Consider the following 23908-nt stretch of genomic DNA (forward strand, 5'->3'; position numbering starts at 1 on the left):
TCACCGCCGTGCGCCGTGAGCAGGGCCGGAGGTCCCCACCTGAGGAGGTCCGACCGGCCCGGCGACGCGGGACGGTCGGGACCTTCGGCCCGTGCGCGGGTGCGGGGGAGCCGGTAGAAAGGACGGATGATCCGGGTGTTCCTGCTCGACGACCACGAGGTCGTCCGTCGTGGCCTTGCCGACCTGCTGCAGAGCAGCGGCGACATCGAGGTGGTCGGCGAGTCCGGCCTCGCCCAGGAGGCGGCGCGGCGCATCCCCGCGCTCCGCCCCGACGTGGCGATCCTCGACGCCCGGCTGCCCGACGGCAACGGCATCGACGTCTGCCGGGACGTGCGGGCCGTCGACTCGTCGATCAAGGGGCTGATCCTCACCTCGTACGAGGACGACGAGGCGCTGTTCGCGGCGATCATGGCCGGTGCCGCCGGCTACGTGCTCAAGCAGATCCGCGGCACCGACCTGGTGGACGCGGTCCGCCGGGTGGCGGCGGGGCAGTCCCTGCTCGACCCGGCGATCACCACCCGGGTGCTGGAGCGCATCCGCAGCGGCGTGGAGCAGCCGCGGGAGCTGAAGTCGCTCACCGAGCAGGAGCGGCGGATCCTGGAGTACGTGGCGGAGGGGCTCACCAACCGGGAGATCGCCGGCAAGATGTTCCTGGCCGAGAAGACGGTGAAGAACTACGTCTCCAGCGTGCTGGCGAAGCTGGGTCTGGAGCGGCGCACCCAGGCGGCGGTGCTGGCCACCCGGCTGCTCGGCAAGACCCACTGACCCCGGTCAGTCCAGTGGGACGCTCCAGCGCAGCTCGGTGCCGTGCGGCTCCACCCGGCGCAGCGTGAACTCCCCGCCCAGCCGCTCGGCCCGCTCCCGCAGGTTGACCAGGCCGCTGCGGGCGGCCTCCGGGTCGCAGCCGACCCCGTCGTCGGTGACCGTGACGTCGACCCGGCCGGCGTCCACCGCCACCCGCACCGCCACCCGGTCGGCGCGCGCGTGGCGTACGGCGTTGGACAGCGCCTCGCGCAGCACGGCGGTGAGTTCGGGGCGCAGCTCGTCCGGGACGGCGCTGTCGATCGGGCCGACCAGCTCCAGCTCGGGTCGCCACCCCAGCGACTCGGCGGCCACCTCGATGGCCTCGCGGATCTCGGTGCGCAGCGCCGCGCTCATCGGGGTGCGCAGCTCGAAGATGGTGCGGCGGATGTCGCGGATGGTGGCGTCCAGGTCGTCGACCGCCTGGTTGATCCGCTTGGCCGCCTCGGGGCGGGCGTTCATCGCCCCGCTCTGCAGTTGCAGGCCGGTGGCGAACAGCCGCTGGATGACCACGTCGTGCAGGTCGCGGGCGATCCGCTCGCGGTCCTCCAGGACCACCAGAAGTTCCCGTTCCTCCTGCCCGCGGGCCCGTTCCATGGCCAGCGCGGCCTGCCCGGCGAAGCTGGCCAGCAGGGCGAGGTCGTCGTCGGCGGCCGGGCCGTGGTCGGGCCGGTGGGCGATCACCAGCACGCCGTGCAGCGTGTCGGCGGCGGCCAGCGGGGACACCACCGCCGGACCGGCGATCACCGGCCGGGGCCAGGGCGCCGCGGCGGCGAGGTCGTCGACCTGCTCGTGCCGGCCCTCGGTGACCGCCCCGGCGAAGCTGGTCTCGTCGGCCGGCAGCACCGTGCCGACCAACTCCCGGGCGACCGGGTCGGTGCCGTCGACCACCTCGACGGTGAACTGCGCCTCGTCCTCGTCGTAGAGCAGCACCAGGGCCAGCTCGGCCTCGGCGACCTCGCGGGCCCGGCGGGCGACCAGCGTCAGCGCGTCGGTGCGGCGCACCTCGCCGAGCAGCACCGAGGTGATCTCGGCGGCGGCGGCGAGCCAGCGTTCGCGGCGGTGCGCCAGCGCGTAGAGGCGGGCGTTCTCGATCGCCACGCCCGCCGCGGCGGCGAGGGCGACCACGATCTCCTCGTCGTCGTCGGTGAACTCGGCGGCGCCCTGCTTCTCGGCCAGGTAGAGGTTGCCCCAGACGTGGTCGCGGATGCGCACCGGGACGCCGAGGAAGCTGTGCATCGGCGGGTGGTGCGGGGGGAAGCCGTACGAGTTCGGGTGCTGGGTGATGTCCGGCATGCGCACCGGCTTCGGGTGGTCGATGAGCAGGCCCAGCACGCCCCGGCCGTGCGGCAGCTCGCCGATCTTCGCGTGCAGCTCGGGGCTGATCCCGTGGACGATGAAGTCGTGCAGCATCCGGTCGGGGCCGATCACCCCGAGCGCGCCGTAGCGGGCGCCGGCCAGGTCGCACGCGGACTGCACGATCCGTTGCAGGGTGCTGCGCAGGTCGAGGTCGGAGCCGATGCCGACCACCGCGTCGAGCAGCGCGCGGAGGCGTTCCCGGCTGGTCACCACCTCGCCGACGCGGTCGAGCATCTCCTGGAGCAGCTCGTCGAGGCGGACCCGGGACAGCGGGGTCAACCCGAGCGACGGCGTGACGTGCTCGTTCCGGGGGTTCGGTGCGGCGGCCACCGGGCGATGCTATCGCCCGGTGGCGTACGCCGACGAGACCCGTCAGGACAACTGGTCGCGTACCGCCGAGGTGTCGACGGTCTGCGCGGCCTCCAGGCGCGGGGTGTGCGGCGGGCCGGCGTGCGTCGGGTCGGCCACGCCGAGCCGCATGCTCAGGTAGGGGTAGCCGAGCCCGGCCAGCATCTGCCGGAGCACCTCGCGGGTGCCGTCGACCTCCACCACGCCGGACAGCGGCACCAGGGACACCCCGTGGCGGGTGGCGGCCAGCCAGGCGGCGGAGAGCGCCTCGCCGGCGCGCAACCAGCTCAACGGCTCGTCGTCGGCGCCCCAGAGGATGGCGTAGACGGCGGCCTTGTCGTGGCCGGGGCCGATCGGCAGCGATCCGGGGTGGCCGAAGTCGCGGCCCGGCACGGTGGTCTGCGCCGGCTGGTCGGGCAGCACCTCCGGCGGCAGCCCGGTGCCGGTGCCGGCCCGGTTGACCCAGTAGGCCAGTTCCTCGCGCAGCTCCGGGCTGTCCGCCTCGACGGCGGCGGCCTGCTGGGCGGCGCCGGCCAGCTCGATCTTCTGCATGTCGTCGAGGAGTTGCAGGTTGACGCCCTCGGCGGTGGCGGCCCGGTCGATGTCGCCGAGCGCGGCGGTGGGGATCTGCTCGTCGCTGACCGGCCGCCGGTCGGTGTGCCGCACCCGCATGCACTGCACGAGGTGCATGGCGTCGGGGTCGGCGCCGGTGTGCCGCAGCCCGGTGATCCGGGCCAGCAGGTCGGGCTGGTTCGGGTCGGGCAACCGCTCCACCACCGGGGTCCAGCCCTCGGCGGCCAGCGCCGTGCGGGCGTGGTGCAGCGCCGCGCCGCAGCTGACCACCAGCAGGCGGCCCTCCGGGTCCATGGCGCTGAGGTGCCGTTCCCGGACCACCCGCAACTCCAGCGCGTCGGGCAGGACCGTCCAGTGCCACGGCTGCGTGTTGTGCACCGAGGGGGCATGGCCGGCCATTCCGGCGGCCTCCGCGAGCGCGGTGGTCAGCGGGCGATCGGTAGCCGGCGTCTCGTGGCTCATCGTCACGACCTTTCCTGTCTCTCCCCATCGTGCCTGACACCCGGGACGCCCGGGTGGGGTTGCCCGCTCCATCCTCGGTCATGCCCGGTCGGCCCGCACGGGGCCCTTCGACCCGTCGGTTCGCCCGGTTCGCCCTACCTGGCCCGCGTCGCCGCTGAGACGATCGACACGTGGGGACCGAAGCGCCCGAGTGCGTACCCGAACGGCCGGCCCGGGCCCGGTGGCGGCCCTGGGCGCAGTGGGTCCCGCTGGGCCTGCTGACCCTGGCCGTGCTGGCCGGCGCCGCGCTGTGGTTCGCGGGGGCGCTCGGCGCGGCCCGGCTGGTGTGGGCGGCGGTCACCGTGGTCGCCCTGGTGCCGGCCGTCTGGACCACGCTGCGGCAGCTGTGGCGCCGGCAGTTCGGCGTCGACGTCATCGCCGTGCTGGCGCTGCTGGGCGCGTTGCTGGTGCGGGAGTACCTGGCCGGCGCGGTGATCGCCGTGATGGTCGCCACCGGGCAGGCGCTGGAGGAGTACGCCCGGCGCCGGGCCACCCGCGACCTGCGGGCGCTGCTGGAACGCGCGCCCCGGCAGGCCCGCCGCCGCACCGCCGGCGGCGGGATCGAGGTGGTCCCGCTGGACGCGGTGCGGGCCGGTGACCGGCTGGTGGTCGGCCCCGGCGAGGTGGTGCCGGTGGACGGCACCGTGGAGGAGCCCGCCACGCTCGACGAGTCCGTGGTGACCGGCGAGTCGCGGCTGGTCGGCCGGGCGGCGGGCGAGCAGGTGGCCAGCGGCGTGGTCAACGCGGGCGCCGGCTTCGGGCTGCGGGCCCGGAGGAACGCGGCGGAGAGCACGTACGCCGGCATCGTCCGCCTGGCCGGTGAGGCGACCGCCCGCAAGGCTCCGATGGTGCGCCTCGCCGACCGGTACGCGGCGGCGTTCGTCCCGTTCACCCTGCTGCTGGCCGGCGCGGCGTGGCTGCTCTCCGGCGAGTTCGTCCGGGCGGTGGCGGTGCTGGTGGTGGCCACCCCGTGCCCCCTGCTGCTGGCCACCCCGATAGCGGTGGTCTCCGGGCTGTCCCGGGTGGCCCGCCGGGGCGTGCTGGTGCGCGACGGCGGCTCGCTGGAGCAGCTCGGTCGTGCCCGCACCCTGCTGCTGGACAAGACCGGCACGCTGACCGCGGGGCGGCCCCGGGCCGCGGAGACGGTGGTGGCGCCCGGCGGCGACCGGGACGAGGTGCTGCGGCTGGCCGCCTCGGTCGAGCAGCTCTCCCCGCACGTGCTGGCCGCCGCGCTGGTGCGGCAGGCCCGCGAGCGGGGATTGCCGCTGGCCGAGCCGACCGGGGTGACCGAGGAACCGGGGCGCGGGGTGACCGGGCGCGTCGACGGCCGCCTGGTCCGGGTGGGCCAGCTCGCCGGCGAGCCGCCGGAGTGGGCGGACCGGGCCCGGGAGCGGGCCGAGCGGGCCGGCCTGTCCACCGTCTGGGTCAGCGACGAGCACGGTCCGCTCGGCGCGATCCTGCTGGAGGACCCGGTCCGCCCGGACGCCCGGCGCACCGTGCGGCGGCTGCGCGAGGCGGGGCTGAACCGGCTGGTCATGGTGACCGGCGACCGGCCGCGCACCGCGGCCCAGGTGGCGCAGGTCGTGGGCGTCGACGACGTGATCGCGCGTTGCTCGCCGGGGGAGAAGGCCCAACGGGTACGCGAGGAGTCCGCCCGGGCGGTGACCGTGATGGTCGGCGACGGCGTGAACGACGCCCCGGCGCTGGCCGAGGCGCACGTCGGGGTGGCGATGGGCGCGACCGGGGCCACCGCCTCCGCCGACGTGGCCGACGCGGTGCTCACCGTGGACCGGCTGGATCGGCTCGCCGACGCCGTGGAGATCGCCCGGTACGCCCGCCGCATCGCGGTGCAGAGCGCCACCGTCGGGATGGGGTTGGCCGTGGTGGCCATGCTGGTGGCCGCCGCCGGCCGGCTGCCCCCGGTCGCCGGCGCGTTCCTCCAGGAGGGCATCGACGTGCTGGTGATCCTCAACGCGCTGCGCGCCCTCGGTGGCGGCCTGCGGCGGCGCGAGGTCCCCCCGCACACCCGGGAGCTGCTCGACCGGTACTCCGGCGAGCACGGCGGCGTCCGGGACGTGCTGGCCCGGCTGCGGGACACCGCCGACCTGGTCGCCACCCGCCCGGACGACCCGGGGTGCGTGCCGGCACTGCGGGACGTGCACCGGCGCCTGGTCGACGAGGTGCTGCCGCACGAGGCGGCCGAGGAACGGCAGCTCTACCCGGCCCTGGCCGGGCCGCTGGGCAGCGACGAGGCGACCTCGACGATGAGCCGCGCGCACGTCGAGATCGCCCGGCTGGTGGAGCGGATCGGCGGGCACCTCGCCGCGTCGCCGGACGGCCGGCTGCGCCGCGAGGAGGTGACCGACCTGCTGGCCGCGCTCTACGGCCTGGACGCGGTGCTGCGCCTGCACCTGGCCCAGGAGGAAGAGGACTACTTTTCCCTCAACCCGTCCGACGGTGAGGCGTCTCCCGACCGCTGACGGTCACCCCGGCGGTGCGGCGGTGGCCGTCCCGGCACGCGGCCGTCCGCGCGGTGAGGACACGCCCCGAGAGCGATATGACTGCTGGTCATATTTGTGCCCCCAGTCATATCGCTGAGAAGGGCCATCCCCGCTCGGGCCTCACGCACCGTGAGGACGGTGGCCACAGGCACCGTCCTCACGGTCCGGGCACCGGCGGATCAGGGCTCGCGGACCACCGCCACCGGGCAGTGCGCGTGCTGGATGAGCTGCTGACTGACCGAGCCGAGCAGCATGCCGCGCAGCCCGCCCCGGCCCCGGCTGCCGACCACCACCAGCTGCGCCGGCCGGCTCGCCTCCACCAGCAGCGCGGCCGCGCTGCCGGGCACCGCCTCGATCTCCACCGGCACGTCGGGGAAGCTCTCCCGCCACGGGGCCAGCTCCGCCTCGGCGGCGGCCCGTTCGGTCGCGGCGGTCTCCTCCGGGTCGAAGTCCGGCGGCACCCAGCGGTCGCCGGGCGGCTCCCAAGCCCGCAGCACCCGCAGCGGCACGTCGCGCTGGGCGGCCCGCTCGACGGCGAAGCCGAGCGCCCGCAGCGCCGAGGGGGAGCCGTCCGAGCCGACGACCACCGGCCCCGACGTGGCGGCCTGGCCGTCGCGCACCACCACCACCGGGCAGTGGGCGTGCGCGGTCACCGACACCGCGGTGGAGCCGGCGAGCAGCCCGCCGAACCCGCCGTGCCCCCGGCTGCCGAGCACCAGCATCCCCGCCTCGGCGGAGCGTTCCTGGAGCACCAGCGCGGGCGGCCCGTCGAAGACCTCGCCGTGCACGGTGAGGCCGGGCCGCTCGGCGGCGGCGTCCGCCGCCGCCTTACGGACCAGTTCTTCGACCTGCCGGCGGGCCGTCTCGTCCGGCCAGACCCCGGGGGCCACGCCCGGACCGATCCACCCGGCCACGGTCAACCACTCGAAGACGTACGCCAGCCGCACCGGCCGACCGGAGCGGCCCGCCTCGTCCAGCGCCCAGTCCAGTGCCACCGACGCGTCGGTGGACCCGTCGTAGCCGACCAGGATCTCGTCGTCGCTCATTCGGCACTCCGCACCGCGGGGTCGGTCTCCCGGATCCAGCGCCACTCGGCGACCCGCGGGTCGTCCTCGCCGTAGCGGCGGGTGTAGTCGCGGCAGGCCTGGCGGGTGTCCACCATCTCCTGACGCAGGTGCGCGGCGCGCGAACGCAGCCCGGGCACCCGGTCGATGACGTCGATGACCAGGTGGAAACGGTCCAGGTCGTTGAGCATCACCATGTCGAACGGTGTCGTGGTGGTGCCCTCCTCCTTGTAGCCGCGCACGTGCAGGTTGTCGTGGTTGGCCCGGCGGTAGGTCAGCCGGTGGATCAGCCACGGGTAGCCGTGGTAGGCGAAGATGACCGGCCGCTCGCGGGTGAAGATGGTGTCGAACTCGTTGTCCGGCAGCCCGTGCGGGTGCTCCGACGGCGGTTGCAGGCGCATCAGGTCGACCACGTTGACCACCCGGACCTTCAGGTCCGGCAGGTGGCGGCGCAGCAGGTCGGCCGCCGCGAGGGTCTCCAGCGTCGGCACGTCGCCGGCGCAGGCGAGCACCACGTCCGGCTCGGCGTCGTCGTCGGTGCTGGCCCAGTCCCAGATGCCCAGGCCGCGGCGGCAGTGCTGGATCGCCTCGTCCATGGTCAGCCAGTTCGGCGCCGGCTGCTTCCCGGCCACCACCACGTTGATGTAGTGCCGGCTGCGCAGACAGTGGTCCATGGTGGAGAGCAACGTGTTGGCGTCCGGCGGCAGGTAGACCCGGACGACCTCGGCCTTCTTGTTGACCACGTGGTCGATGAAGCCCGGGTCCTGGTGTGAGAAGCCGTTGTGGTCCTGCCGCCAGACGTGGCTGGAGAGCAGGTAGTTCAGCGAGGCCACGGGCTCCCGCCAGGGGATCTTGCGGGTCACCTTGAGCCACTTGGCGTGCTGGTTGACCATCGAGTCGACGATGTGGATGAACGCCTCGTAGCTGGTGAAGAGGCCGTGCCGGCCGGTCAGCAGGTAGCCCTCCAGCCAACCCTCGCAGAGGTGCTCGGAGAGCACCTCCATCACCCGGCCGTCGGGGGAGAGGTGGTCGTCGCCGGGCAGCCGACGGCCGACGAACGCGCGGTCGGTGACCTCGAACGCGGCGCCGAGCCGGTTCGAGGCGACCTCGTCCGGGCCGAACAGGCGGAACGTCTGCGGGTTGCGGACGATCACGTCGCGTACCCACGGGCCGAGCGCGCCGGCCGCCCCGGCCACCGTGGCGCCGGGCTCCTCGACCTCGACCGCGTAGTCCCGGAAGTCGGGCAGGTCCAGGTCGCGCAGCAGCTTGCCGCCGTTGGCCACCGGATTGGCGCTCATCCGCCGGTCACCGGTCGGGGGCAGCGCGGCCAGCTCGGCGACCGGGCCGCCGGTGGCGTCGAACAACTCCTCCGGGCGGTAGCTGCGCAGCCAGCGCTCCAGCTCGGCCAGGTGCGCCGGGTTGTCGCGCACCTCCGCGATCGGCACCTGGTGGGCACGGAACGTGCCCTCGACCTGCTTGCCGTCGACGTCCGCCGGGCCGGTCCAGCCCTTCGGCGTCCGCAGCACGATCATCGGCCAGCGGGGACGCTCGACCTCGCCGCCGGAGCGGGCCCGGCGCTGGATCTCGGCGATCTCGTCGACCGCCCGGTCCAGCGTCGCGGCGAGCAACTGGTGCACCGCCACCGGGTCGTCGCCCTCCACCACGTACGGCTGGTGGCCGTAGCCGCGCATCAGGTCGAGCAGGTCGTCGGTGGGGATCCGGTCCAGCACCGTCGGGTTGGCGATCTTGTAGCCGTTGAGGTGCAGGATCGGCAGCACCGCCCCGTCCCGGGCCGGGTTGAGGAACACGGTGGACAGCCAGCTGCCGGCGAGCGGGCCGGTCTCCGCCTCGCCGTCGCCGATCACGCAGGCGACCAGCAGGTCCGGGTTGTCGAACGCGGCGCCGTAGGCGTGGCTCAGCGCGTATCCCAGCTCGCCGCCCTCGTGGATCGAACCCGGCACCTCCGGCGCCACGTGGCTGGGGATGCCGCCGGGGAACGAGAACTGCCGGAACAGCCGCTGCATGCCGGCCTCGTCCCGGGGGATGTGGTGGTAGAGCTCGCTGTAGGTGCCCTCCAGCCAGGTGTTGGCGACCAGCGCCGGGCCGCCGTGGCCGGGGCCGGTGACGAAGATGGCGGACAGGTCCCGGTCGACGATGACCCGGTTGAGGTGCGTGTAGAGCAGGTTGAGACCGGGGCTGGTGCCCCAGTGGCCCAGCAGGCGCGGCTTGATGTGCTCGGGCTTGAGCGGCTCGCGGAGCAGCGGGTTGTCGAGCAGGTAGATCTGCCCGACGGTGAGGTAGTTGGCCGCCCGCCAGTAGGCGTCGAGCCGGCGCAGCTCGTCTTCGGTCAGGGGGCTGTGCAGGTCGAGAGCGGTGTCCATGCTGCGTTGGCCTCTCGTGGCTCGGGGTCGTCTGCCACTCGGGAACGCGGTCGTCGTCCCCGGCGCGTCCAGCCTGGCCTGCCGTCGAGGTGGTCGGTCAGGGCCGTTGGTCCCGCCTCGCGCGGGCGTCATGGCCCGTCCCCGGCGTCGTCGCCGACGCCCCGTACGACGATCAGCGGGGCCGGCGAGTGGTAGAGCAGGGCCTGGCTGACCGCGCCCAGTGTGGACCGTACCGGCCCGTCGCCGCGCGCGCCGACCAGCGCGAGCTGCGCCGACCGGGACCGGTCGAGCAGGACCTCGCCCGGATCACCGCGGACGGTCTGGCAGGCGGCGGCCACCCGCGGGTGCCGTACGGCGTGCCGGTTGACCGCCTCCTCCAGCAGGCCGTCGTCGCCGTCGCGGCGATCGGTCTCGACCACCCGGACGGCGAGCAGCCGGGCCCCCCGGCGTTCGGCGCAGTCGAAGGCGTAGCGGAGCGTGGCCCGCGAGCCGGGGGAGCCGTCGTAGCCGACCAGCAGCGGCCCGGGCGGCGCCGCCTCGGTGCGCCCGACCAGCACCGGACAGCCGGCCCGGGAGGCCAGTTCGACCGCCGGCGCGTCGGCCGGGACGCAGGTGGGGCAGCTGGCCATGCCGCCGTCACCGAGCGCCACCAGGAACGCGGCGTCGGCGGCCCGCAGCAGCGCCTCGACCGGTGAGCCCTCGACGATCTCGCCGCTGACCGGCACGTCCGGCGCGGCGTCGGCGGCCACCTGCCCGGCCTTCTCCAGCAGGTTCTCCGCGTCGACGCGGGTGCCGCCGGCCGGCGCCGGTCCGCTGGACGCGGCCCAGTTGAACGCGTGCAGCAGGTGCAGCGGCCGGTCGTGGGCCGCGGCCTCACCGGCGGCCGTCCGGACCACCGTCAGGTCCTCCGCCGACCGGCCGACGCCGACCACCACCGCGCCGTGGCTCGGTGCGGCCATCCCGGCTCACCTCCCGACCGCGCTTTTCACCCACCGTAGTCGCGGGGCCGGGTCGGCCGGACCGGGTCAGCGGAACTGGAGCCGGTTGACCGCGTCGAAGAGCCGGGCGCCGAGCAGCCGGCGGGTGTGCACCATCGCCCACGCGGCGGCGGTGACCAGGTAGCGGGTGCGCGGGCGGCGGGCGACGACGGACCGCTCGATCACCCGGGCCACCGTCTCCGGCGGCGCGGCGAGCAGCGGGTTGCGGTAGGACTTCGCCATCGCCGCGTCCACCGCGGCGACCATCCGACCGTACGGGCCGGTCGGGTCGGCGCCGGCGCCGAGCGAGGACGCGGCCACCGCGCCGAAGCCGGTGCGGATCAGACCCGGCTCGATGATCGCCACGTCCACGCCGAACGGGCGCACCTCCTGCCGCAGGGCGTCGGAGAGCGCCTCCACCGCGTACTTGCTGGCGTGGTAGTAGCCGCCGCCGGGGAAGACCAGCCGGCCGCCCATGGAGCTGACGTTGACGATCCGGCCCCGGCCGGCCCGGCGCATGCCGGGCAGCACGAGCTGGGTGAGCCGGGCGAGCCCGAAGACGTTGGTCTCGAACTGGGCGCGCACCCGGTCCATCGGGGTCTCCTCGACCGGGCCGTACTCGCCGTAGCCGGCGTTGTTGATCAGCACGTCGACCTGGCCGTGCGCGGCCTCCACCGCGGCCACGGCGGCGCGCATGGAGGCTTCGTCGGTGACGTCGAGGGGGAGGAGACGGGCGCCGGCGTCGGCGAGGTCGGCGATCGCGTCGACCTTGCGGGCGGTCGCGTACACGGTGAGGTCGGGGCGGCGGGCGAGCCGGCGGACGGTGGCCCGGCCGATGCCGGAGGAGGTGCCGGTGATCAGGACGGCGGTCATCTGTGGTCTCCCTGAGGTGGGTGCAGGCCCGCGACGACCAGCGCGACGCCGTCGCGCAGCCGCCGTCGGGGCAGGTCGGGGTCGGTGAGGTCGGCCTCCAGGCCGCGGGTGAGCGCGACGAGGACGTCGGCCACCGCGCGGGCCCGCGGCCCGGCGGCGTCCGCCAGCGTGGCGGCCACCAGGTCGGTCAGCTCGGCGGTGTACGCGTCGACGAGGTCGCCGGTGAGCTTGCCGCTGGCGTCGAGCAGCTCGGTGGCGTGCCGGCTGTCCCGGTGCAGCGTGAGGGTGAGTTCCAGCTTGGCGGCGAGCACGTCGTGCACCCTTCCGGCCAGGTCGCCGCCGGGCGCGTCGGCCACCCGCCGGGCCCGGTCGAGTGAGTCGGCGAAGAGCCGCTCGGCCAGCCGCCGGTAGGCGTCGTCCTTGTTGCGCACGTACTGGTAGACCGCCGGCCGGGACATCCCGGCGGCCGCCGCGATGTCGTCCATGGTGGTGCGCCGCATCCCGTGCCGGGTGAAGCACTCGTACGCGGCGGTCAGGATCGTCTCCAGCCGGTCGTTCGACATGCTGACAAGTCTTGCACGGAATGTCAGTTCGTCACACGTGTCCCCGGTCACACGGGGGTGCGGAGGCTCAGCGCGGCGCGGGCAGGGCGGGGTGGACGCGCAGCACCACGGCGGTGGCGTTGTCGTCGCCGCCCGCGTCCAGGGTGGCGGCGAGCAGGGCGCGCACGGTCCGTGCCGGGTCCCGGCGGGCGGCGAGCAGGTCGCGCAGCCGGTGGTAGCCGAGCTGGTCGCTCACCCCGTCGGTGCAGAGCAGCCAGGTGTCCCCCCGCCGCAGCGGCACGGCGAGCAGGTCCGGCTCCGGCCGGTCCGGGTGACCGACGTAGCGCAGCAGCTGGTAGCGGGCCCGCGCCGCCTCGGGGGAGTCCGCCGGCCACCAGCCGTGCAGCAGGCCCAGCCAGGCCATGGTGTGGTCCACCGTGACCAGCTCCAGCAGCCCGTCGCGCAGCCGGTACGCCCGGGAGTCGCCGAGCTGCGCCAGCCAGCCCTGGTCGCCGTCCGGCTCGACCACCAGCGCGGTGAGCGTGCATCCGGTCAGCCCGGGTCGACCGGCGCCGGCCCGGCGTACCCGTCGCTGGGTCTCGGCGACGGCGGCGCGCAGCCCGGCGGCGTCGACGGCGGGCCACCCGGCGCGGACCTGGGCCACGAACGTCTCCGCCGCGGTGGTGCCGGCCACCCGGCTGCCCTCGCCCTCGCCCATGCCGTCGCAGACCACGGCCAGTGGCAGCTCCGGGTCGAGGTGCAGCACGTCGTAGTTCTCCGGGTAGCGGTGCCCGACCACGCTGCCCCCGGCGATCTCCAGGGTGAGCCGCCCGGCGGTGAGCCGGCGGGCGGCCTCGACCGGCCGGTCCAGTGGACGGCGGCGGAACACCAGCGGACGGTAGCACCGGGCCGGGTCGCGGATCGGCAGGTCGCGGCCGTGTCATCTGTCAACCGGGGTTGACAGGCGGCCGGTTGTCAACCTACATTGACAGCATGAGTCAGGCGACGGAACTCGCGGCGGCAGCCGGCAGCACCGACCCCAAGGTCGGCCTGCGGGCCGTGCTCGCCCTGCGCCGGCTGCTCGAGCGGCTCGAGGTGGTCCAGGTCGACAACGCCCGGCGACAGGGCTGGTCCTGGCAGGAGATCGCCGACGCCCTCGAGGTCAGCCGGCAGGCGGTCCACAAGAAGCACGCCGGTCGACCGGCGGTGCCCGGAAGCTGGGAGGCGTGATGTTCGAACGATTCACCGACCGGGCCCGCGCGGTCGTGCACCACGCGGTCGACGAGGCCCGGACCGAGGGCCGGCGCCCGGTCGGCACCGAGCACCTGCTGCTCGGGGTGTTGGCCGACCGCGACAACCTGGCGGTCCGGTTGCTCGCCGCCGCCGGCGTCACCGCCGACGACCTGCGCGCGGCCGTGGCCCGCCACGCGGCGCAGGGCGTCGACGGCCTCGGCGCGGCGGACGCGGCGGCGCTGCGCGAGATCGGCATCGACCTCGCCGCGATCGTGGCCCGGATCGAGGAGTCCTTCGGCCCCGACGCGCTGCGTGAGGCGGCCCCGCGCCCCCGCCGCTGGTGGCGTCGCCGGCCCCACGTCGGCGCGTTCTCGCCCCGGGCGAAGAAGGTGCTGGAGCTGTCGTTGCGCGAGGCGCTCCGACTGCGCCACCGGCACATCGGCACCGAGCACATCCTGCTCGGCCTGCTCCGGGAGGGCGATGGACTGGCCGCGCTGACCCTGACCGAGGCCGGGGTTCACCTCGACGACCTGCGGCGGCGGGTCGAGGCGGCGCTGCGCGAGGCGGCCTGAGGTCGGGCCGGATCCCAAACCTGTTTGCGGTCCTCGCAACGTCCAGCCCCGCCGGGTCGCCGCCGCGCCCCGCGTCCTGCACACTGACGCCGTGGACGGTGCAGACGACAAGCGCCCGGTGACCGCGGAGAACCGCACCCCGCGCTCGGCCGTGGTGGTCAACCCGGTGAAGGTGGCCGACCTGGACGAGTTCCGGCGGATCGTGGACGGCGCGCTCGACGCCGCCGGCTGGCCGGCGCCGACCTGGTACGAGACCACGGTCGAGGACCCGGGTCGGGGCCAGGCGGAGGAGGCGGTCAAGGCCGGGGCGGAGGTCGTCTTCGCCTGCGGCGGCGACGGCACCGTGATGGCCTGCGTGACCGCGCTCGCCGGCACCGACGTGGCGCTGGCCGTGCTGCCCCAGGGCACCGGCAACCTGCTCGCCGCCAACCTCGGCCTCTCCAACGACCTGGCCGCCGGGCTGGAGGTCGCCGTCGAGCGCGGGATGCGCCGCCTCGACGTCGGCGTGGTCGACGACCAGTGCTTCGCGGTGATGGCCGGGATGGGCTTCGACGCCCAGATGCTCGACTCCACCTCCGAGACCACCAAGAAGCGGATCGGCTGGCCGGCCTACCTGGTCGGCGCCGCCCGACACCTGCGGGACCGACCGATGCGGGTCTCGGTGCGCATCGACGGCCGCCCGCCGCTGCGCCGCCGGGCCCGCTCGGTCCTGGTCGCCAACGTCGGCCGCCTCCAGGGCGGCGTACGCCTGCTCACCGACGCCGAGCCGGACGACGGCTGGCTCGACGTGGCGGTGCTGACGCCGCGCACGCTCGGCCACTGGCTCGCCATGGGCTGGGCGCTGGTGCGCCGGCGGGGCAGCGTGCCCCGGATGGAGGTGTTCCGGGGCCGCACCGTCGAGATCGCCAGCAACCGTCCGCAGCCCCGGCAGCTCGACGGCGACCTGATCGAGCCAGGCCGTGCGCTGACGGCCACCATCCGGCCCGAGTCGCTCTGGCTCTGCGTACCGCGCCCGGAGGACGACCCCGACCTGGCGGTGGACGCCGACGCGGCGGCGGAGCGCGGTGAGCAGCTGATCGAGGAGGCGCGCCGTGAGTAGCACCAAGCTCGTCCCCGAGACCCAATTGATGACCTCCGACGAGCTGTCCGCCGACGACGCCTGGCACACGCTGCGCCGGCACGGCGGCTGGTGCCTGCTGCGCGACGCCTTCATCCGGTTCCGCTACGGCGACGGCTTCAGCCACTCGCGCGCCCTGGGCCTGCAACTGTGCCTGGCCGTGGTGCCGTTCCTGATCGCGCTCACCGGCCTGATCACCGACCTGGGCGCGGACGAGGGCGGCAAGGTCGTCGCCGACACGGTCCTGGCGATCACGCCCGGCCAGAGCGAGTCCATGGTGCAGGAGCTGCTCGCCGACACCGACCGCACCGAGGACGCCGGCGAGCTGGCGCTGACGCTCGGTCTGATCACCGGGCTGGTCGCCCTGACCACCACCATGGCGCAGATCGAGCGCGGCGCCAACCGGATCTACGGCGTCGAGCGGGACCGCCCGGCCTTCCCCAAATACCTGCGCGCCACGGTGCTCGCACTGCTCGCCGGCGTACCCGCGCTGTTCGGCTTCCTGATCCTGGTCGGCGGCGGCGCGTTGGGCGACTCCGTGCGCCGCCACTACGAGTGGGGCGACGTCGCCACCGTGGTGTGGGACGTGGTCCGGTGGCCGCTCAGCCTCGGCCTGACCGTGCTCGCCGTGGCGGTGCTGTTCCGGCACGCGCCCCGGCGCAAGCAGCCCGGCCTGTCCTGGCTCTTCTTCGGCGCCGGCATCGCCATCGCGCTGTGGTGGCTGGCCAGCCTGCTGCTCGCCGCGTACGTGAAGTACAGCGGCGGATTCGGCCAGACCTACGGCGCGTTGACCGGCATGATGGCGCTGCTGCTCTGGGCCAACCTCACCGGGATGGCGCTCTTCGGCGGGCTGGCCTTCGCCGCCCAGCTGGAGGCGATGCGGATCGGGGTCGAGGAACCGGCCCAGCCGGACCTGTGGGAGCCGGAGGCGCAGCGTGAGGAGCTGCTCGACACCGGTGAGATGACAGCGCTCTGACGCCGCGCCGGTGCGGCGTGTACGAGACACGCGGATCGGGTACAGCGCGCCTCGCAGAAGAACGAGGGAGGTGCGGTGTGACCGCGGTCAAGGAAACCGGGCGCCGGCCGCTCGGCCACTTCGCCGAGCGGAGCCTGGTCGGCCTGCTCGCGGTGGCCGGCGCGGGAGTCGCATTCGGTGTGCTGCTCATGCTCGTCCGGTTCCGCTGGAGCCCGCTCCAGCAGGCCGACCACGAGGCGGCCGAGTGGTTCAACAATCTGGTGGCGCCGCACGGCCCGCTGGTCACCGTGCTCCAGGCGATCACCGACCTGGGCGGCCGACCGGTGCTCATCTGGCTGATCACCATCGCCGTGGTGGGCCTGCTGATCCGCCGCCAGTCGCGGCTGGCGGTCTACCTGATCGTCACCGGCGTGGGCGGCCTGGTCCTCGACCCGTCGCTCAAGGCGCTGGTCGGGCGGCTGCGCCCGGTGGTGGACGTGCCGGTGGCCAGCGCCCCCGGCAACAGCTTCCCCAGCGGTCACGCGCTCGGCTCGTTCGTCGCGTACGGCGCGCTGCTGCTGGTGTTCCTGCCGGCCGTGTCGCCGCGGTGGCGCAAGCCGGCGATCGCCATCGCCGCCGTGCTGATCTTCCTGGTCGGGCTGACCCGGATCGCGCTGGGCGTGCACTTCGTCTCGGACGTGCTCGGCGGCTGGCTGCTCGGCGCGGCCTGGCTGGGCGTCACCGCGTACGCGTTCCGGCTCTGGCGGCGCGAGCGCGGCCGGCCGGTGCCGCCGCTGACCGAGGGCCTGGAGCCCGAGGCCGGCGAGGAGATCGCGCCCGCCCCGGCCGAGGAGAAGGTGCTGGAGCACCCCCGCTCGGCGGTGGCCGAGCTGCTGGTCGGCTGGGTGATCGTCTTCGGCGCGCTGTACGCGTTCGGGATGTACGTCAGCTACCACGCCAAGGGCACCTTCTTCGCCACCCTCGACACCGAGGTGCCGCGCTGGTTCGCCGCCCGGCACACCGACGCGCTCACCGGGCTGAGCTGGTGGTGGAGCAAGTTCGGCGACACCCACGCCATCCTGCTGGTCTCGCTGGTGTTCTGCCCGATCGTGCTGGCCGTGTGGCGGCGCTGGCGACCGGTGCTCTTCGTGGTGCTGGCGATGTTCGGCGAGCTGAGCCTCTTCCTGGCCACCGCCCGGGTGGTCGAGCGCCCGCGCCCGCCGGTGGAGAACCTGGACGGGCAGATGCCCACCTCGTCCTTCCCGTCCGGGCACATCGCGGCGACCATCTGTCTCTGGGCCGCCATGGCGATCATCGTGTTCCCGCGCACCGACCGGTGGTGGCGCTGGCTGTTCGTGGCGATGGCCGTGATCATGCCGGTCGGGGTGGCCACGTCCCGGATGTACCGCGGGATGCACCACCCGACGGACTTCATGGGCGCGATCCTGCTCGGCACGCTCTGGCTGTCGCTGCTCTACTGGGTGATCCGGCCGAACGCCGACGTGCACCAGGGCAACCGGCCGGCGATCGAGTCCGAGCAGGTGGACGAGCTGGACGACGAGCTGGCCAAGGCCGGCCGGCCGGACTGACCCGATGCTGCGGGTGATGACCTGGAACATCCGGACCGGCGGTCGCGACCGCGACGGCACCGACCGCCGGGACCGGATCGTCTCGGTCGTCGCCGCGCAACGCCCGGACGTGCTGGCGCTGCAGGAGCTGCGCGGCCTGGACCGGACGCTGCCCGGGCTGGCGGAGCGGATGGGCCTGGCGCCGTACCTGGCCCGGTCCTGCTTCGGCCAGCCGGTGGCGGTGCTCGTCCGGCCACCACTGCGGGTTCTGCGTTCGGGTCGGGTGCGCCGACCGTTCCACCACGCCACCGCCCGGGTCCAGGTGGCCACCGGGGCGGGGCCGCTGACCGTGTTCAGCACCCACCTCGACCCGTACTCCGGGGGTCGGCGGCGCATGGAGGCGGACTGGCTGGCGGCGGCGGTGCGGCGCACCGGGGGAGAACTGGCCCTGCTCGCCGGTGACCTGAACACGCTGGAACCGGCCGTCGACCACACCGCGCGCATGGCCGGGCTCGCCACCCCGTACCGGCGGCGGCACCTGCGCCGCGACGGCCGGACGGTCGACACCCGGGCGGTGGCCCGGCTGCTCGACGGCGGTCTGGTCGACCTCTGGCCACGATCCGGCGGCGACGAGCCGGGCGGGTGGACCGTGCCGACGCGCCACGGCGGCGCGGAGTTCGCCGGGATGCGGTTGGACTACCTGCTCGCCACGCCGGCGCTGGCCGGGCGCGCGCACGCGGTGCGGGTGGTGCGCGGCGGGGACGCCGACGACGCCTCCGACCACTACCCGGTGGTGGTCGAGCTGGACCTCGATCCCTAGGCCAGGTCGGACCCGACGATCGCCACGAAGATCAGGATGACCAGCTCGCTGATGATCCAGGAGTGGGCGTTGGACCAGTCGCGCACCTTCGGCAGCATCCGTTCGGCGCGGCCGCCGAGCAGCACCAGCGCGAGCAGCGGCAGCGCCAGCAGCAGCACGGTCAGCACCAGGAACGGCAGCAGGTGCCACCACGGCTTGTCGTGCCCGGCCAGGCCGCCCGCGACCGAGGCCATGGTGACCTCGTCGCTGGGCATGGCGAGGAAGAGCACCACGCCCAGGCCGAACGCGAACGCGGGCTTCGGGTCCTCCAGCCTGCGCATCCAGCCCGGCGGCTGGTTCCGTCTGCGCCTGAGGAACGTGATCACCATGAGGACGAGCAGCAGCGCCAGCACGATCCAGTCGATCAGGTGCCGGCTGCCGCTGTCCCTGGTCCCGTTGCCGGCGGTGTGCCGCACCAGCCGGAACACGCCGTACCAGACCGTCAGCGGGACCAGCACGCCCAGCGCGGCGCCGGCCAGGTAGGCCACCGAGCTGTGCCTCGGGTCGCGGCTGGCGGCCAGGAAGACCGCGCTGATCAGCTGCGGACCGGCCACCATCACCAGGGCCAGCGGCAACACGGTCAGCAGGTTCATGACCACATTCTGTGGCCGCCCGTTTGCGGGTGCGGCCGGTTCTACAGGACCAGGTTGAGCAGCACGGTGAGCACCACCGAGGCGACGATCGAGAAAAGGATCATCAGAAGACAGCCGAACCCGCCGCCGGCGGGCCGGATCTCGGTGTTTCCGATACGCATGACGTCAGCTCCTCCGGGCAGGGTCGGGCGTTGCCGCGCGCCGCGGCAACGCCCGAACGGGTCACAGCTCGCGCAGTCGGGGCAGCAGCTGCTCCTGCGCCCAGTCGAGGAACATCGGCTGGCTGTCGCCGCCGACCTGGACCAGCGCCACGTGGGTGAACCCGGCGTCGACGAACTTCTTGAACGCCTCGACGTGCCGGTCGACGTCCGGCCCGCAGGTGATGCCCTCGGCCACGTCCTCCTCGCGGACGAACTGGGTGGCCGCGGCGAACGCGTCCGGGCCGGGCAGGTCGGCGTTGACCTTCCAGCCCATGCCGAACCAGCGGAACTGGTCGTGCACGATCTTGCGGCACTCGGCCTCGTCCGGGCCGTAGCAGATGGCGACCTGCCCGTAGCGGGGACGGCCCGCGCCGCCGGCCTCGTCGTACATGTCGACGAGGTGGGACAGCGGGTCGGTGGCGATCATGGCGTCCGCGTACTCGGCGGCCAGCGTGGCCGACTGCCGGCCGGACGCGGCCACCGCCATCGGCACCGGGCGCTCCGGCCGGTCCCAGACGTACGCGTCGGGGACGTCGAAGTGGTTGCCGGAGAACGTCAGCGTCTCGCCGTTGAGCAACGGCCGGATGATCTGGAGCGCCTCCTCGAACATCTCGTGCCGCTGCTGCACGTGCGGCCACCCGCCCACCACGTGCTCGTTGAGGTTCTCCCCGGCACCGAGGCCGAGCGTGAACCGACCGTCCGAGAGCACCCCGATGGTGCTGGCCTTCTGCGCCACCACCGCCGGGTGGTAGCGCCGGATCGGGCAGGTGACGAATGACAGCAGCTCGGGTCGGCTGGTGGCGTGCGCGACCGCGCCGAGCACCGACCAGGCGTACGGCGAGTGGCCCTGCGACTCCAGCCAGGGGTAGTAGTGGTCGGACATGACCAGGTGGTCGAAGCCGGCGGCCTCGGCGCGGATGGCGTGGTCCACCAGCTCCTTCGGGCCGGCCTGCTCGCACATCAGGGTGTAGCCGACGTTCACCATGGCGCATCTCCTTCCGGGTGGATCGTCTCCGGATACCCCGCCGGAGGCGGATCAACCCGGGTGTCCGCTTCCCGGGGCGACCGTCTTGACGCCGCGTCGGATGCTGCCTACAGTCCGGCTTAACCGGTTCAGACCGGGACGGCGCACCATCCTGTGGTGGGGATGACCGCCCCTGCGGCGGCCCGTGACGGCACGGGCCGCCGCAGGACTTAACCGGTTGCCTTCCGCGTCCCATCGGCCTACGCTGATGCCGGCGTCCGCCGGGAGTCACGGGCGCGGCTGTCGGGCTCAGCCGCCACCGCCTCGTCACCATCACCGCACCCCCGCTCGGGCACGGGGTGACACCTTCCCCTGAGGACAGCCATGAAGAAATTGCTCTCCGTCGCGGGCGCCGCCCTGCTGACGGCCCTCGCCGCCGTCTTCGCCTTCGGGCAGCCGGCGCACGCCGCCGCCGGTTTCTCCGTCTCGAACGGGCGGCTCTACGACGCCAACGGCACCGAGTTCGTCATGCGCGGGGTGAACCACGCGCACACCTGGTACCCGCAGCAGACCAGCTCGTTCGCCAACATCAAGGCGCTCGGCGCCAACACGGTCCGGGTGGTGCTGGCCAGCGGCGACCGCTGGACCAAGAACAGTGCCGCCGACGTGGCCAACGTGATCTCGCTGTGCAAGGCCAACCGGCTGATCTGCGTGCTGGAGGTGCACGACACCACCGGCTACGGCGAGGACGGCGCCGCCACCACGCTGGCCCGGGCCACCGACTACTGGCTGAGCATCGCCGACGTGCTCAAGGGCCAGGAGAAGTACGTCATCGTCAACATCGGCAACGAGCCGTTCGGCAACCAGGGCTACAGCGCCTGGACCACCGACACCTCGAACGCGATCAAGCGGCTGCGCGCCGGCGGCCTCACCCACACGATCATGGTGGACGCGCCGAACTGGGGCCAGGACTGGTCGTTCACCATGCGCGACAACGCCGGCACCGTGTTCACCGCCGACCCGCAGCGCAACACCGTCTTCTCCATCCACATGTACGGCGTCTTCGACACCGCCGCCGAGGTCAGCGACTACCTGGGGCGGTTCCGCTCCGCCGGGCTGCCGATCGTGGTCGGTGAGTTCGGGTTCAACCACTCCGACGGCAACCCCGACGAGGACGCGATCATGTCCTACAGCCAGGCCAACGGCATCGGCTACCTGGGCTGGTCGTGGAGCGGCAACGGCGGCGGCGTCGAGTACCTCGACATGACCACCGGCTTCAACCCGGCCCAGCTCACCAGCTGGGGCCAGCGCATCTTCAACGGGGCCAACGGCATCGCCGCGACCGCCCGGGAGGCGTCCGTCTTCGCCGGCAGCTCGCCCAGCCCGACCACCAGCGGAAGCCCGACGACGAGCCCCAGCCCGACCACCAGCCCCAGCCCGACCACGCCGCCGACCACGACGCCCCCGCCGGCCGGTGGCTGCACCGCCACGTACACCGTCGTGAACTCGTGGCAGGGCGGTTTCCAGGGCGAGGTCAAGGTGACCGCGGGGTCCGCCGCGATCACCGGCTGGACCACGAAATGGACGTTCGCCAACGGCCAGGCCGTCAGCCAGTCGTGGAACGCCACGGTCAGCAACAGCGGGTCGGCGTACACCGCCCGCAACGTGGACTACAACGGCCGGCTGGGCGCCGGCGCCAGCACCAGCTTCGGCTTCATCGCCAGCTGGAACGGCACCAACGTCGCGCCCGCGGTGACCTGCGCCGCGAGCTGACCGATCCGTACGCCGGTGGCCGGGCCCGCTGCGGCCCGGCCACCCGGTCGTCCCACCGTCACGTCGGTGCCCCCGCCTCATCGGGCCGACGGCGGCGCCGACGCGGACGACCGGACACCCCGATCCGCCCTCGTCATCAACCTTCGTAGGCGCCGCAGGTCCTCGCCCGGCACCGCCGGTCGGGCTCCGTGCTCGCGAGTGGCCGGTGGGCCGGCCGGCGGCAGGTCCGCCCTGCCGTACGATCTGCCGCGCGCCGGGCCGACCGGCCGGCGCGACCGTCGGGAGGGGAAACGATGAGCACGCCGGGGACCAGGGGACGACCGTCGGGGCTCGTGATCGGCTCGCTCGTGGCCATCTCGTTCGGGACCGTCTTCGTCCTGGTCAACAGCGGTGGCCTGGCCGCGCCGTGGCCGCTCGTGGTGCGGGTGGCCGGCCTGCTGGTGGCCGCGCTGCTCCTGGTCGGCCTGTTCCGGGTGGCCCGTCGGGAGACGCCCGCCCCGGAGCGGGAGGCGGCGGGCTTCATGGACCGCCGCTACTGGCTCGTGGTGGCGCTGGAGGCGGTCGCCCTCTTCGGCGGCCTGTCCGTGATCAACAACGTGCTGGACCGGCCCGAGGTGGCGGTCGCCTGGGTCGCGGTGGTGGTGGGTGTGCACTTCTTCGGCCTGGCCGCGGTCTGGCGGATGCCGCGCTACCACTGGCTCGGCGCCGTGATGACCGCGCTCGGCATCGCCGGCTTCCTGGTCCACGCGCTCGGCGGCAGCGCCGCCACGGTCGCCCTGGTCTCCGGCGTCGGCTGCGGCGCGGCCCTGTTCGCCACCGTCGCCCTGGCCCTGCGCGACGCCACCACCCCCCGCCCCACCGCCTGACGACCCAGCAGTCCGACGCGAACTCCTGGCTCAGGGCCGAGGGGGTGGCGTGGCCAGGTGGGCGGCGCGCATGTGGAGGTACTCCTGCTCGGGACGGCTGGTGGTCCGCGCGGCGGCGTCGCGGTAGAGGCGCACCGCGGCGTCGCGGTCGCCGGCCATCTCGTGCAGGTGGGCGCGGGCCGCGTCGAGCCGGTGCGAGCCGGCCAGCCGGGCGTCACCGGCCAGGCCGGCGAGCGCGTCCAGGCCGGCGGCCGGGCCGTGCACCATGGCGGTGGCGACCGCCCGGTTGAGCGTCACCACCGGGCTGCCGGTGAGGCGCTCCAGCACGCCGTAGAGCGCGAGGATCTGCGGCCAGTCGGTGTCCGCCGCGCTCGGCGCCTCGTCGTGCAGCGCGGCGACCGCGGCCTGGAGCTGGTACGGCCCGACCGGCCCCCGGGCCATCGCGGCGGTGACCAGCGCCGTCCCCTCGGCGATCGCGGCGGCGTCCCAGCGGGAGCGGTCCTGCTCGGCCAGCGGGATCAACTCACCGGACGGGCCGGTACGGGCGGCGGCGCGTGCGTCGGTGAGCAGCATCAGGGCGAGTAGCCCGGCCACCTCGCTGTCGTCGGGCAGCAGCCGGCGCATCTCCCGGGTCAGTCGGACCGCCTCCTCGGAGAGGTCGACCCGGCGCAGGTCGTCGCCGAGGCTCGCGGTGTGCCCCTCGGTGAAGATCAGGTAGAGCACGTGCAGCACGGCGGCGAGGCGTGCCCGCCGGTCCGCCGGCTCGGGCATCCGGAAGGGCAGCCCGGAGTCGCGGATGCGCTGCTTGGCCCGGCTGATCCGCTGCGCCATGGTGGCCTCGGGGACGAGGAACGCACGGGCGATCTCGGCGGTGCTCAGGCCGCCCACCGCGCGCAGGGTCAACGCGATCGCCGACGGGGTGCTCAGCGTCGGGTGGCAGCAGAGGAACAGCAGCACCAGCGTGTCGTCCCGCTCGCCGGTCAGCGGCTCGTCGGCGGCCGGCGCGGTCCGCCGGTCGTCGCCGGAGCGCCGGGCCGCGCGTTCCTCCCGGTCGCGCCGGGCCGTCTCGGCCCGCACCAGCTCGATCATCCGTCGGTACGCGACCTGCGTGAGCCAGCCGCGCGGATGCTCCGGCACCCCCTCGGCGGGCCACTGCCGGGTCGCCGCCAGCAACGCCTCCTGCACCGCGTCCTCGGCGGTGGCGAAGTCACCGAACCGGCGGGCGAGCACGCCGAGGACCTGCGGCGCCAGTTCGCGCAGCAGGTCCTCGACGGCGTGGTCGGTCAGC

General features: G+C 74.3%; 21 protein-coding genes. 10 read left to right on the forward strand and 11 right to left on the reverse strand.

The window, feature by feature from the left end; all coding sequences use genetic code 11:
* Positions 1 to 126 precede the first annotated feature (126 nt).
* Entirely contained in the window at positions 127 to 765 is a 639-nt protein-coding gene (locus tag O7600_RS27595; RefSeq protein ID WP_091096280.1) for a response regulator transcription factor, read from the forward strand.
* Positions 766 to 771: 6 nt separating this feature from the next.
* On the opposite strand, the gene O7600_RS27600 is transcribed toward O7600_RS27595, so the two are convergent.
* Both O7600_RS27600 and O7600_RS27605 read right to left on the reverse strand, forming a co-directional pair.
* Positions 772 to 2439, reverse strand: coding sequence for a GAF domain-containing sensor histidine kinase (locus O7600_RS27600; RefSeq protein WP_281594282.1), 1668 nt, complete (start codon positions 2437 to 2439; stop codon positions 772 to 774).
* A 93-nt stretch (positions 2440 to 2532) separates the two neighbouring features.
* Positions 2533 to 3543, reverse strand: coding sequence for a nitroreductase (locus O7600_RS27605; RefSeq protein ID WP_281591311.1), 1011 nt, complete (start codon positions 3541 to 3543; stop codon positions 2533 to 2535).
* A 170-nt stretch (positions 3544 to 3713) separates the two neighbouring features.
* Here O7600_RS27605 and O7600_RS27610 point away from each other — a divergent pair, with 170 nt between their 5' ends.
* Positions 3714 to 6062, forward strand: a complete 2349-nt coding sequence (locus O7600_RS27610; RefSeq protein WP_348651363.1) for a heavy metal translocating P-type ATPase — start codon at positions 3714 to 3716, stop codon at positions 6060 to 6062.
* Between the two features lie 200 nt (positions 6063 to 6262).
* On the opposite strand, the gene O7600_RS27620 is transcribed toward O7600_RS27610, so the two are convergent.
* From O7600_RS27620 to O7600_RS27645, 6 genes are all read right to left on the reverse strand, one after another.
* On the reverse strand, positions 6263 to 7129 hold the full coding sequence (locus O7600_RS27620; RefSeq protein ID WP_281591312.1) for a universal stress protein: 867 nt from the start codon (positions 7127 to 7129) through the stop codon (positions 6263 to 6265).
* The gene (locus O7600_RS27625) at positions 7126 to 9528 is read right to left on the reverse strand and encodes a phosphoketolase family protein (RefSeq protein ID WP_281591313.1); all 2403 of its coding nucleotides are present in this window, start codon (positions 9526 to 9528) and stop codon (positions 7126 to 7128) included. The genes O7600_RS27620 and O7600_RS27625 overlap by 4 nt, the downstream gene beginning before the upstream one ends.
* A 128-nt stretch (positions 9529 to 9656) precedes the next feature.
* Positions 9657 to 10487 (reverse strand): universal stress protein, encoded by an 831-nt coding sequence (locus O7600_RS27630; RefSeq protein WP_281591314.1) that lies wholly within the window; start codon positions 10485 to 10487, stop codon positions 9657 to 9659.
* Positions 10488 to 10553: 66 nt separating this feature from the next.
* Complete coding sequence (locus O7600_RS27635; protein ID WP_281591316.1) at positions 10554 to 11378, reverse strand: oxidoreductase; 825 nt, start codon at positions 11376 to 11378, stop codon at positions 10554 to 10556.
* Complete coding sequence (locus O7600_RS27640; protein ID WP_281591317.1) at positions 11375 to 11941, reverse strand: TetR/AcrR family transcriptional regulator; 567 nt, start codon at positions 11939 to 11941, stop codon at positions 11375 to 11377. Before O7600_RS27640 ends, O7600_RS27635 begins: the two co-directional genes overlap by 4 nt.
* Before the next feature lie 67 nt (positions 11942 to 12008).
* The gene (locus O7600_RS27645) at positions 12009 to 12809 is read right to left on the reverse strand and encodes a PP2C family serine/threonine-protein phosphatase (protein ID WP_098745718.1); all 801 of its coding nucleotides are present in this window, start codon (positions 12807 to 12809) and stop codon (positions 12009 to 12011) included.
* 104 nt (positions 12810 to 12913) lie between these two features.
* Between O7600_RS27645 and O7600_RS27650 the strand changes: the two genes are divergently transcribed.
* The 6 genes from O7600_RS27650 to O7600_RS27675 all read left to right on the forward strand — a co-directional run bounded on the left by O7600_RS27650 (position 12914) and on the right by O7600_RS27675 (position 18185).
* Positions 12914 to 13150 (forward strand): HTH domain-containing protein, encoded by a 237-nt coding sequence (locus O7600_RS27650; protein ID WP_073836364.1) that lies wholly within the window; start codon positions 12914 to 12916, stop codon positions 13148 to 13150.
* Entirely contained in the window at positions 13150 to 13725 is a 576-nt protein-coding gene (locus O7600_RS27655; RefSeq protein ID WP_281594283.1) for a Clp protease N-terminal domain-containing protein, read from the forward strand. The genes O7600_RS27650 and O7600_RS27655 overlap by 1 nt, the downstream gene beginning before the upstream one ends.
* A gap of 91 nt (positions 13726 to 13816) precedes the next feature.
* Complete coding sequence (locus tag O7600_RS27660) at positions 13817 to 14824, forward strand: diacylglycerol kinase family protein (RefSeq protein WP_281591318.1); 1008 nt, start codon at positions 13817 to 13819, stop codon at positions 14822 to 14824.
* A complete protein-coding gene (locus tag O7600_RS27665) occupies positions 14817 to 15818 on the forward strand; it encodes a YihY/virulence factor BrkB family protein (RefSeq protein WP_281591319.1) in 1002 nt (333 codons plus the stop codon). Before O7600_RS27660 ends, O7600_RS27665 begins: the two co-directional genes overlap by 8 nt.
* Before the next feature lie 77 nt (positions 15819 to 15895).
* Positions 15896 to 17386 (forward strand): phosphatase PAP2 family protein, encoded by a 1491-nt coding sequence (locus O7600_RS27670; protein WP_281591320.1) that lies wholly within the window; start codon positions 15896 to 15898, stop codon positions 17384 to 17386.
* A 4-nt stretch (positions 17387 to 17390) separates the two neighbouring features.
* A complete protein-coding gene (locus O7600_RS27675) occupies positions 17391 to 18185 on the forward strand; it encodes an endonuclease/exonuclease/phosphatase family protein (protein ID WP_281591321.1) in 795 nt (264 codons plus the stop codon).
* Here O7600_RS27675 and O7600_RS27680 read toward each other — a convergent pair.
* Both O7600_RS27680 and O7600_RS27685 read right to left on the reverse strand, forming a co-directional pair.
* Positions 18182 to 18817 (reverse strand): GAP family protein, encoded by a 636-nt coding sequence (locus O7600_RS27680; protein ID WP_281591322.1) that lies wholly within the window; start codon positions 18815 to 18817, stop codon positions 18182 to 18184. The two genes, O7600_RS27675 and O7600_RS27680, sit on opposite strands and share 4 nt — an antisense overlap.
* A gap of 222 nt (positions 18818 to 19039) precedes the next feature.
* Positions 19040 to 20002 carry a TIGR03557 family F420-dependent LLM class oxidoreductase gene (locus tag O7600_RS27685; protein WP_281591323.1) on the reverse strand — a complete coding sequence of 321 codons (963 nt, stop codon included), beginning with the start codon at positions 20000 to 20002 and terminating at the stop codon, positions 19040 to 19042.
* A 363-nt stretch (positions 20003 to 20365) separates the two neighbouring features.
* Between O7600_RS27685 and O7600_RS27690 the strand changes: the two genes are divergently transcribed.
* Together O7600_RS27690 and O7600_RS27695 are read left to right on the forward strand one after the other, a co-directional pair.
* A complete protein-coding gene (locus tag O7600_RS27690) occupies positions 20366 to 21754 on the forward strand; it encodes a cellulase family glycosylhydrolase (RefSeq protein WP_281591324.1) in 1389 nt (462 codons plus the stop codon).
* Positions 21755 to 22086: 332 nt separating this feature from the next.
* A complete protein-coding gene (locus O7600_RS27695) occupies positions 22087 to 22620 on the forward strand; it encodes a hypothetical protein (RefSeq protein WP_281591325.1) in 534 nt (177 codons plus the stop codon).
* 30 nt (positions 22621 to 22650) lie between these two features.
* On the opposite strand, the gene O7600_RS27700 is transcribed toward O7600_RS27695, so the two are convergent.
* Entirely contained in the window at positions 22651 to 23907 is a 1257-nt protein-coding gene (locus O7600_RS27700; RefSeq protein ID WP_281594284.1) for a sigma-70 family RNA polymerase sigma factor, read from the reverse strand.
* Position 23908: the final 1 nt, after the last annotated feature.

The sequence above is a fragment of the Micromonospora sp. WMMA1998 genome (assembly GCF_027497375.1).
In the GTDB taxonomy this organism is placed as follows: domain Bacteria; phylum Actinomycetota; class Actinomycetes; order Mycobacteriales; family Micromonosporaceae; genus Micromonospora; species Micromonospora sediminicola.